The sequence below is a fragment of the Frankia sp. Mgl5 genome (assembly GCF_023242985.1).
Lineage (GTDB): Bacteria > Actinomycetota > Actinomycetes > Frankiales > Frankiaceae > Parafrankia > Parafrankia soli.
In genome coordinates this window covers 110,104-120,095 of record NZ_JALKFY010000003.1, presented here as the reverse complement: position 1 = coordinate 120,095, position 9,992 = coordinate 110,104, and the positions used below count along the sequence as shown (strand labels likewise).

10 protein-coding genes are annotated in these 9,992 nt (G+C 73.0%); 5 read left to right on the top strand and 5 right to left on the bottom strand.

What is annotated here, in order from left to right:
* On the bottom strand, nt 1–948 hold a 948-nt coding region (locus tag MXD62_RS02680; protein ID WP_248827836.1), incomplete at its 3' end, for an ATP-dependent helicase.
* Nucleotides 949–1,225: 277 nt separating this feature from the next.
* On the opposite strand from MXD62_RS02680, the gene MXD62_RS02675 reads away from it, so the two are divergent.
* Nucleotides 1,226–2,188: an SDR family NAD(P)-dependent oxidoreductase gene (locus MXD62_RS02675; RefSeq protein ID WP_248827835.1), complete on the top strand. Its 963-nt coding sequence runs from the start codon at nt 1,226–1,228 to the stop codon at nt 2,186–2,188.
* 67 nt (nt 2,189–2,255) lie between these two features.
* On the opposite strand, the gene MXD62_RS02670 is transcribed toward MXD62_RS02675, so the two are convergent.
* The 3 genes from MXD62_RS02670 to MXD62_RS02660 form a co-directional block, all read right to left on the bottom strand.
* The gene (locus tag MXD62_RS02670) at nt 2,256–2,675 is read right to left on the bottom strand and encodes an MGMT family protein (protein WP_248827834.1); all 420 of its coding nucleotides are present in this window, start codon (nt 2,673–2,675) and stop codon (nt 2,256–2,258) included.
* A 194-nt stretch (nt 2,676–2,869) separates the two neighbouring features.
* Entirely contained in the window at nt 2,870–4,042 is a 1,173-nt protein-coding gene (gene moeZ / locus MXD62_RS02665) for an adenylyltransferase/sulfurtransferase MoeZ (protein ID WP_020458567.1), read from the bottom strand.
* A gap of 202 nt (nt 4,043–4,244) precedes the next feature.
* Nucleotides 4,245–5,180: a Ku protein gene (locus MXD62_RS02660; RefSeq protein WP_248827833.1), complete on the bottom strand. Its 936-nt coding sequence runs from the start codon at nt 5,178–5,180 to the stop codon at nt 4,245–4,247.
* A 205-nt stretch (nt 5,181–5,385) separates the two neighbouring features.
* On the opposite strand from MXD62_RS02660, the gene MXD62_RS02655 reads away from it, so the two are divergent.
* The 3 genes from MXD62_RS02655 to MXD62_RS02645 all read left to right on the top strand — a co-directional run bounded on the left by MXD62_RS02655 (nt 5,386) and on the right by MXD62_RS02645 (nt 6,798).
* Nucleotides 5,386–5,586 (top strand): hypothetical protein, encoded by a 201-nt coding sequence (locus tag MXD62_RS02655; protein ID WP_248827832.1) that lies wholly within the window; start codon nt 5,386–5,388, stop codon nt 5,584–5,586.
* A 179-nt stretch (nt 5,587–5,765) separates the two neighbouring features.
* The gene (locus MXD62_RS02650) at nt 5,766–6,413 is read left to right on the top strand and encodes a TetR/AcrR family transcriptional regulator (protein ID WP_248827831.1); all 648 of its coding nucleotides are present in this window, start codon (nt 5,766–5,768) and stop codon (nt 6,411–6,413) included.
* A 157-nt stretch (nt 6,414–6,570) separates the two neighbouring features.
* A complete protein-coding gene (locus MXD62_RS02645; protein WP_020458563.1) occupies nt 6,571–6,798 on the top strand; it encodes a DUF3107 domain-containing protein in 228 nt (75 codons plus the stop codon).
* Between the two features lie 166 nt (nt 6,799–6,964).
* Here MXD62_RS02645 and MXD62_RS02640 read toward each other — a convergent pair whose 3' ends face one another.
* Complete coding sequence (locus MXD62_RS02640) at nt 6,965–7,612, bottom strand: ferritin-like fold-containing protein (RefSeq protein ID WP_368862302.1); 648 nt, start codon at nt 7,610–7,612, stop codon at nt 6,965–6,967.
* Between the two features lie 677 nt (nt 7,613–8,289).
* Between MXD62_RS02640 and MXD62_RS02635 the strand changes: the two genes are divergently transcribed.
* Entirely contained in the window at nt 8,290–9,960 is a 1,671-nt protein-coding gene (locus MXD62_RS02635; protein ID WP_248827829.1) for a DEAD/DEAH box helicase, read from the top strand.
* The last annotated feature ends 32 nt before the right edge of the window (nt 9,961–9,992 follow it).

Genomic DNA, 9,992 nt, shown 5'->3' with positions numbered 1-9,992 from the left:
CAGGCCCGCCGAGGGAAGCGACGCCGCGACGCGGCGGGAGGCGGCCAGCGGCGCCGGGGCCATCCGACGGCACCGCCGCAGCGCGGCGACGGGCGCCGGTGAGCCGTCGGCGCGGGGGAACCGGTTCGGGAAGTCGAGCAGGCCCCGGACCTCCGCCCCACGGAAGGCGTAGATCGACTGGTCCGGGTCACCGAAGACGACCAGGTCCCCCCCGCCGCCGGCGACGGCGGTCAGCAGCCGCTCCTGCGCCGGGTCGGTGTCCTGGTACTCGTCGACGAACACCGCCCGGTACCGCTGCCGCAGCTGGGCGAGGACGTCCGGCTCGGCGGCGAGGTTCGCCGCGGCGTGCACCAGGTCGGCGTAGTCGAGGGCTCCCTCCGCGCCGAGCGCGTCGAGGTAGTCGCCGTAGAACTCGGCGACGGCCGCCCAGTCGGAGCGGCCCACCCGCCGGGCGATGCGCGCCAGCGCCGGCGGATCGACGCCGATCTCCCGGGCCCGCGTGAGCAGCATCCTGATCTCCTCGGCGAAGCCGCGGGTGTTCAGACAGCCGGCGAGTGGATCAGGCCAGACCGGACGTCCCAGCTCGCGGGAGCCCTCGATGAGGTCGCGCAGCCGGGCGTCCTGCTCGGGGCCCGACAGCAGGCGGAAGCCGCCGAGCGGGGTGGCGGCGCCGTACGCGCGCAGCAGCCCGAGGCACCAGGCGTGGAACGTCCACGCCGCCGGCCCGACAGCGGCCGCCCCGAGCCGGACGGCGAACCGTTCGCGCAGGTGGCGGGCGGCCCGCCGACTGAACGTGAGCACCAGCAGGGACGCCGGATCCGCCCCGGCCTCGATCCGCCGGGCGACGGCCTCGACCAGGGTTGTGGTCTTTCCCGTTCCCGGACCGGCGAGGACCAGTAGCGGACCACCGGCGTGTCCCACCACGTCGGTCTGCGCCGTGTCCAACACGATGGGTCCGGCCACCGGGACGAAGGGCGACACCAGGCGAAACGACGGCCGCCGGGCAGGGCGGGCAGGCGTCGGCACGGTGACCACGCCGCACAGCACATCACGACACTCTGACAAGATCGCCAAAGCACGGACGAGGTCGGCGCCGATGGCACGGAAGTGCTGTCAGCGGGACGACACCGGCACCCTTTGGAGCAGCACAAAGATGAGTACGAATACCACCAAAAGTGTCGAAACAGCTGCGAGTCGACGTCGGAACGTGGCAGTTTCACCGAGCATGACGGACGACGACGTCCCGGCCGGTCATTCCACGCGGACCGCGCCGGAGACCCAGGGGGCATCCACCGGACGACGGGCGCGACGGCCACAGGCCGACGCCCCGGCCCCGGCGCGGGCGGTCACGGCACCACGCCCACGAGCCGGCACGGCGGACGGCCCCGGCGATGACGGTGGCGTCGCGACGGTGACCGGCCCGTTCGCCAGGACGGCCGGCGACGCCGTCGCGGGCGGCGAGTACGCCGGCCGGGTCGCCTTCGTGACCGGATCCGGCTCGGGAATCGGCGCCGCCTGTGCCCGCCGGCTGGCCGCGGCCGGCGCCTTCGTCGTCCTGGCCGACCGGGACACCGTCGCGGCCAAGGAGGTCGCCGGCGAGATCGAGGCGGCCGGCGGCACCGCACTGGCGGTGGCGGTCGACGTCGCCGACCCGGAGTCGGTCGCCCAGGCCGTCGCCACGGCGATCGAGGCCGGTGGACGGCTCGACCTCGCGGTCAACAACGCGGGCATCGCCACCGACCGGGCCCCGCTGGAGGACATCTCCCTCGCCGACTGGGACCGGGTTCTCGCGGTCAACCTCTCCGGAGTCTTCTACAGCATGCGCGCCGAGATCCCGGCGATGCTCGCGGCCGGCGGCGGCTCGATCGTCAACATGGCCTCCGTGCTGGGCACGGTCGGCCTACAGGGCACACCGGCCTACGTCGCGGCCAAGCACGGCGTGATCGGACTCACCAGGGTGGCCGCGCTGGACAACGCGACGCGCGGAATCCGGGTCAACGCGGTGGCACCCGGATTCATCGACACCACGATGGTCAGCTCACACCGCGGAGCGCGCTTCTTCCAGCCGATGAACCGGCTGGGAACCGCCGACGAGGTCGCCGAGGTCGTCCACTTCCTGCTCTCCGACCGCGCGTCCCTGGTGACCGGCAGCGTCTACTCCGCCGACGGGGGATTCACCGCCCGCTGACCACACCCGCCCGGCACCTACCCCGGACGGGGTTCAGCCCGGGCCGAGGCACAGCCCAGGCGGGAGATCAGCGCTGGCCGGGGCGGGTGACGTCGCCGTCCCAGCGGGCCGCCGCGAGGTCGACCCGGTCGCCGGCCGGGCGCAGCGGGGTGCCGTCCGCGCGCAGGCGGCGCAGCGCCTCGGCGGGGGCGGCGGGGTTCGGCTCCCCGGAGGCACGGATCACCCGGTGCCACGGAACGTCGTCCTCGTGGCCGTGCCGCGAGAGCACCGCGCCCACGGTGCGCCCGGTGCCGGCGCCGACGAACTCGGCGACGTCACCGTAGGTCATGACTTTGCCCGCCGGGATCCGGGTGACCGCCTCGAGGACGGCCATCGCATGCGGGCTCGGCCGGCCCCCGAGGTGGATCCGCGTCCCGGCACCGGCCGACACGGTGTCCGGCGACCGCCCCCGCCGACGTCCACCAGGCCCGTCCGTCGCCCGCTCCATGCCCACCGACCTCCCGTCCCCTCGCCAGATCACCAAACCGTCATCTAGAGGAAGAAATCAAAGGGCGAGGCACAAACGACCGTGGCGGGCGGGTGCGCCCGTGGCGAACGCACCCACCCGCCACGGATCTTCCGAGCGCAGGCCCGGGGACACGCTGCGGTCTGACGGCCGGAAAGCCGGATCAGTAGACCGGATCAGTAGACGGGGAGGGTCTTGTCCACCTGGGTGGCCCAGGCGGTCACGCCGCCCTGGACGTGGACGGCGGTGGCGAAGCCGGCGCCCTTGAGGGTCGCCAGGGCCTCGGCCGAGCGCACCCCGCTCTTGCAGTAGACGACGACCCGCCGGTCCTGGGGCAGCTCGGCCAGGTGCGCCGGCAGCTCCCCCTTCGGGATGAGGCGCGCGCCGGGGATCCGCACGATCTCCCACTCCGCGGGCTCACGGACGTCGATCAGCTCGATCGGCTCGCCGCCGTCCAGCATGGTCCTCAGCTCGGCGGCGGTGATCGTGGAGCCGGCCGCCGCGAGCTGGGCCTCCTCGGAGACCACGCCGCAGAACGCCTCGTAGTCGATGAGCTCGGTGATCGACGGGTTCTTCCCGCACAGCGGGCACTCCGGGTCCTTGCGCACCTTGATCGTCCGGTAGGACATCTCCAGGGCGTCGTAGACCATCAGCCGGCCGACGAGCGGGTCACCCACCCCGGTCAGCACCTTGATGGCCTCCGTGGTCTGGATCGACCCGATGGAGGCGCAGAGCACACCGAGGACACCACCCTCGGCGCACGAGGGGACCATGCCAGGCGGGGGCGGCTCGGGGTAGAGGCACCGGTAGCACGGGCCGTGCTCGGCCCAGAAGACGCTCGCCTGACCGTCGAACCGGTAGATGGAACCCCACACGTAGGGCTTGCCGAGCAGCACGCAGGCGTCGTTGACCAGGTAGCGGGTCGCGAAGTTGTCGGTGCCGTCGACGATCAGGTCGTACTGGGCGAAGATCTCCATCACGTTGGAGGTGTCCAGCCGGGTCTCGTGGATCACCACGTTGACCAGCGGGTTGATCTCCCGGACGGAGTCGCGGGCGGACTCGGCCTTGCTCCGGCCGACGTCGGACTGCCCGTGGATGATCTGGCGCTGCAGGTTCGACTCGTCCACCACGTCGAACTCGACGATGCCCAGCGTCCCCACCCCGGCCGCGGCCAGGTACATCAGGGTCGGCGAGCCCAGGCCACCCGCACCCACGGCGAGGACCTTCGCGTTCTTCAGGCGCTTCTGCCCGTCCATCGCGACGTCGGGAATGATCAGGTGCCGCGAGTACCGGCGGACCTCGTCGACGGTCAGCCCCTCGGCGGGGGAGACCAGGGGCGGTAGTGACACGTTGCTCCTCGCCTTCTCTGTCGTACCACCCGACGATGCCACAGCCGCCCGGTCCGGCAGCCGTGATCGGCGGTTCGCGCGACCGCCGACAGCCCACCGATCTCCGGACGGGCCGCCGCAGCGGGCGCTCCACATGGTGCAGCGCGTCCCCGGGCCCGGGTGTTCCCCACCCCGCCCGGGACGTCCGGCACCCGCGCGGGGGTCAGGCCGAGCGGCGGGTGGGCCGGGAGCTGACGACGTCGTCGGCCGCCGTGTCCGCCTTCCCCTTCCGGCTCCGGCTCGGCTGGCCCTTCCGGGCCCCGGCCCGGGCGGAGTCAGCCTCGGCCGGGGCCGCCCGCGCGGAGCCGGAGCTCTGGCCGTCACGGCCGGTCCGGGCCGCCTCGATGCTTGCTCGCAGCGCCGTCATCAGGTCACCGGTCGCGTCGACGCCGGGCTGCTCGGAGGGAGGTGCGACGACGTCCCGGCCGGCGATCTTGGCCTCGATCACGGCCTGGAGCGCCTCGCGGTACCCGTCGCGGAACTTCGTGGGGTCGAAGTCGGCGGCGAGGGTGTCGATCAGTGAGCTCGCCATCGCCAGCTCCTGCGGTCGGACGTCCACCTGCTCGTCGAGGACGTCGAACTCGGGCTCGCGGACCTCGTCCGGCCACAGCATTGTTTCCAGGACGAAGACGCCATCGCGGACCCGCAGCGTCGCGAGCTGCTCGCGCTGGCGCAGCGCGATCTTGACCAGCGCGACCCGCCCCGAGCCGGCGAGCGCGTCGCGCAGCAGGACGTACGGCTTGAGGCCGGTGCGGTCCGGCTCGAGGTAGTAGCTCTTCGCGAAGTAGATCGGATCGACCTGCTCGAGGGGGACGAACCCCAGCACGTCGATCGAGCGGGACGTCGTCAGCGGCAGGTTCGTGAAGTCGTCGTCGGTGAGGACGACCATCTCCCCGTCGGGGAGCTCGTAGCCTTTCGCGATGTCGGCGTAGGCGACCTCCTCGCCGTCGGTCGCGGCGACCCGCCGGTACCTGACCCGAGCGCCGTCCGAACGCCTGACCTGGTGGAACGAGACGTCACGCTCCTGGGTCGCGGGGTAGAGCCGGATCGGGATCGACACCAGACCGAAAGAGATCACACCCTTCCAAATCGAACGCATGTTCACCCCTCACGTCCACTCCACCCAATAGTGACCCACCGGAAGCCCACCGGAAAGCCACGCGGACGAAACGTCACCGCCGACCCCGTCGACGGGAATCGACGCGGTCGGTGGGGGTATCGGTGACACGCACCACCGGAAGACACCGAACACCGGAAGACACCGACCAGCCCAAGAGACCGACCAACGCCGAGGGAGACACCCGATGAGGTCACCGACCGACCCCCCGCTGGACGTCCCGGACGCCGACGCCGCCGAGCAGTGCCGGGAGCTTCGCCCGTCGGGGACGACGCAGGCGGGGCTCGTCGAGGGCGCTCAGGGCACCCAGGCCCGCGAGGTCGACGAGTTCGACGCCGTCGAGCAGAGCATCGTGGTCGACCAGGACGACGAGGAGGAATACAGGTAGGCCCCGGTCGGAGCCGGCATCCGGGGGGGCGGCCGACCATCGCGGGTACTGTTGGCCACATGTCTGCGCGGCCGCGCACCGACGGCTCGCGCCTGATCGACCTAGCGCCTGATCGACCTAGCGTCTGATCGACCTAGCGTCTGATCGACGATGCCGGTGACCGACGGGGAGGTACGCCGGTGACAGCCGAGCCCGCGGCGCCGCAGTCGCGGCCGGGCCGAACTCCTCGGCTCCCCCGCACAGCGCGCCGCTTCCAGCTGCTTGGGGCCGCCCGCGAGGTGTTCGTCGCCCAGGGTTACCACGCGGCCGCGATGGACGAGATCGCCGAGCGGGCCGGGGTGAGCAAGCCGGTGCTCTACCAGCACTTCCCCGGCAAGCTCGACCTCTATCTCGCGCTGCTCGACGAGCACTCCGAGAAGCTGGTCTCGGCCGTGCGCGCGGCGCTCGCCTCGACCGCGGACAACCACATCCGGATCGAACGCTCGATCCGGGCGTACTTCGACTTCGTCGCCGACCCCAGCGGCGCGCACCAGCTCGTCCTGGAGTCCGACCTGCGCAGTGAGCCGGCCGTCCGGCAGCGGGTGGAGAACACCTCGGCGCAGTGCGTGCGCGCGATCGCCGCCACCATCGTCGCGGACACCGGGCTCCCCCAGGAGGAGGCCGACCTGCTGGCGATGGGGCTGGTCGGGCTGGCCGAGTCGGGCGCGCGCTGGTGGCTGCTGCGCGACGGACGGGTGTCGAAGGAACGTGCCGTGGAGTCGCTGGTCGAGCTCGCCTGGCGTGGCATCGCCGGCTACCCACAGCAGCCCGCCACCGAGGCGCCCTGACCCGGCCGCCGGCGCGGACGTGTGCCGGCAGCGAACAGCGCTCCACAGCACCCGAACGACGGCCCGCAGGCCATAGTGTGGGCGCTGATCGTCCGTCGGCGGCGGTGGCCGTCGCGGAGAAGTGCCCCTGGAAACTCGACCACGCGGAGGTTATCGAGTGGAGGTCAAGATCGGGATCAAGCACGTCGGTCGTGAGCTGGTACTGGAGAGCACCCAGTCACCGGACACGGTCGCCGCGCTGATCAGCGAGGCGGTCGACGGCAAGACCGGACTTCTCACCCTCGTGGACGAGAAGGGGCGTCGGGTCGTCGTACCCGTCGACGCGCTCGCCTACGTCGAGATCGCGGAGTCCGAATCGCGTCGGGTCGGCTTCGGCACCGCCTGACAGACCAGCACCGCCTGACAGACCAGCAGACCGGCGCGGCGTCGGTCCCTCGAGGTGAGATGTGCCCTCACCGTCACACCTCACCTCGACGGCCGGCGTCCGCATCCGGGCGGCCCCATCCCGGCAGGCCGGTCAGGTCCCCGCTCCCGCGCTGGTCAGGTCTCCCCTAGGCGGAGAGGCCGAGCGCCGACATCCGCCGGCCGTGCGCGGCCATGATGCGGTTGAAGATGCCGGCGATCTCCTGCAGGTCCCCGACGCCGGCGAGCAGGCCGGTCAGCGCGTCCCGGTCCACCGCGACCCGCTGGGCCTGTGTCAGCGCCTCCCCCACGAGCCGGCGCGCCCACAGCGCGAGCCGGCCCGCCACCACCGGGTTGGTCGCGATGGCGGCCCGCACCCGCTCGACGGCGAACGCCGCGTGGCCGGTGTCGGCGAGCACGCTGAGCACCAGGGCACGCGCCTGCGGAGCGAGCCGGCCGGCGATCTCCCGGTAGAAGTCCGCCGCGATGTTGTCTCCCACGTACGCCTTGACCAGGCTCTCCAGCCAGTCCGACGGCGCGGTCAGGTTGTGGAACGCGGTCAGCGCCGGCACGAACGGCCCCATGGCCTGCTCCAGGTCGATCCCGAGCCGGGTCAGCTCGCGCTCGATGGCCTCGAAGTGCGCGAACTCGGCCGCGGCCATCCGGCCGAGCGCGATCTTGTCCGCGAGCGTGGGGGACATACGGGCGTCCGTCGCCATCCGCTCGAAGGCGGTCAGCTCGCCGTACGCGAGCAGGCCGAGCAGGTCGACGAGCGCCGGGTCGGCGGTGCCGGGCACGGCGAGCGCGGGGTCCGCGGCGACCGGCGCGCCGGTCGCCTCAGTTGCGTCGGTCACATCGGTCGCATCGATCGCCCCGTTCACATCGGCGGGAAGGGTTCCGGTCCGGGTCTGCGAGGTCTGCGCCACAGCGCGATTCTGGCACCCCGCGACCCGCGCACCGCGGCACGAGCCCGGCCCGGCGCCCGGCGCCACGGCTCGGCAACCACACCCCAACAACGTCGAGCGCCCTGGTAGCGGCTCCGGCGGCGGCCCGGAGTGCGGCGCCGCCCGGCGCCCGCGCCGACGCGCACCGGCACCTGTGAGCCCCTCGACGAACCCCTTGGACGTCAGCGTTCGCGGAGGCTGTGGGCGAGAACGTTGCAATATCACACCCGCTCGGGGCGAGACACGGGTTATCCTGGGCCTAGCCGGTGGTCATCACACCACCCAGCCATCAGGCCGCTGATCGACTGGCGCCGCCCCGACACCGGGCCGCAGGCGCCGCGCGGCACATCGCGAGCGGGTTCAGCGTAGGACACCGCTCAGAGCAGACCAGGAGCGTCCCGCTGTCCGTCACAAGCACACAAACGCCCGACAACGAACCCATCAGCGACGGCTCTGACACCACGAGCCCGGCCGAGACCCCGAGTCTGGCCGACACCCCGAGTCTGGCCCCCACCTTCGCCGAGATCGGCGTGCGGGCCGAGACAGTCGCCGCCCTGGCGGAGGTCGGCATCATCCGGCCGTTCGCCATCCAGGAGCTCACCCTCCCCCTCGCCCTCGAGCGCACCGACATCATCGGGCAGGCGCGGACGGGTACCGGCAAGACCCTCGCCTTCGGCATCCCCATCGTCCAGGTCGTCACGGCGCCGGACGAGGGCGCGGACGGCCGCCCGCAGGCGCTCGTCGTCGTCCCCACCCGTGAGTTGTGCGTGCAGGTCACCGCGGACATCGCCCGCGCCGGCCTCGGCCGCGGGCTGCGCGTGCTGTCGGTGTACGGCGGCCGCGCCTACGAACCCCAGCTCAGCGCGCTGCGCGCCGGCGTCGACATCGTCGTCGGCACGCCCGGGCGCCTGCTCGACCTCGCCCGCCAGAAGGCACTCGACCTCGCGGGCGTGCGCGCCCTCGTGCTCGACGAGGCAGACGAGATGCTCGACCTCGGCTTCCTGCCCGACGTCGAGCGCATCCTCGCGTTCCTGCCGGAGCAGCGGCACACGATGCTGTTCTCCGCGACGATGCCCGGGCCCGTCATCTCACTCGCCCGCAGGTTCATGACCCGTCCGGTGCACGTCCGCGCGGAGCAGCCCGACGAGGGCCGCACCGTCCCGAACACGCAGCAGCACGTCTTCCGCGCGCACGCGATGGACAAGATGGAGGTGCTCGCCCGCGTCCTGCAGGCCGAGACCCGCGGGCTGGCGATGGTGTTCGTCCGCACCCGGCGTACCGCCGACAAGGTCGCCGAGGACCTGGCGCGCCGTGGCTTCGCCGCGGCGCCGGTGCACGGCGACCTCGGCCAGGGCCAGCGTGAGCAGGCGCTGCGTGCGTTCCGCGCCGGCAAGGTGGACGTGCTGGTCGCCACCGATGTCGCCGCGCGCGGCATCGACGTCGGCGGCGTCACCCACGTCGTGAACTATCAGTGCCCGGAGGACGAGCACGCCTACCTGCACCGGATCGGCCGGACCGGCCGCGCCGGCGGCAGCGGTGTCGCGGTCACCTTCGTCGACTGGGACGACCTGCCCCGGTGGACGCTGGTCAACCGGGCGCTGGCGCTCCCGTTCGAGGAGCCGCTGGAGACCTACTCCACCTCGACGCACCTGTTCGAGCTGCTGGGCATCCCGGCCGGGGTGAAGGGCACGCTGCCGCACTCGGAGCGGACCCGGGCCGGCCTGGCCGCCGAGGAGATCGAGGACCTCGGCGAGAAGGGCCGCGGCGCCCGCCGCCGCACCCGCGAGCGGGAGGACGAGCGTCCCGCCCGCCCGGCCCGTGCCCGGGTCCGGCAGCGCACCCGGGGTGCCGGGGCGGCCGCGGCTGCCACGGGCCTCACCGTCGCCGACGGCTCGCAGGCCGACGGCCCGGCGCTCGACGGCCAGGCCGGCCTCGACGACGGCCTCACCGGCACCGTGGACGTGCCCGTCGCGCCGGTCCGCGCCATCAGTGGCGACACAGCCCGCGGCGACGCCGTCCTGAGCGAGTCCGGCGAGGACACCGCCACCGACCCGACGGCCGAGCCCGCCCGACGCCGGCGGCGTAGGCGCGGCGGCCGGGGGCGCGGCACGGGCACCGTGCGCGACACCGACGTGGAGTCGATGGACGACGACGCGGCCGGTCCCGGCGCCGACCACACTCCCCGGGCCGAGTCGGCCTGACCCGCCAGGGCCCGCGCGGCATGCTTCGGCGT

Coding starts and splice junctions, on each gene's coding strand:
- MXD62_RS02675 (WP_248827835.1), top strand. CDS start 1,226: ATGACGGACGACGACGTCCCGGCCGGTCATTCCACGCGGACCGCGCCG.
- MXD62_RS02670 (WP_248827834.1), bottom strand. CDS start 2,675: ATGGAGCGGGCGACGGACGGGCCTGGTGGACGTCGGCGGGGGCGGTCG.
- MXD62_RS02660 (WP_248827833.1), bottom strand. CDS start 5,180: ATGCGTTCGATTTGGAAGGGTGTGATCTCTTTCGGTCTGGTGTCGATC.
- MXD62_RS02655 (WP_248827832.1), top strand. CDS start 5,386: ATGAGGTCACCGACCGACCCCCCGCTGGACGTCCCGGACGCCGACGCC.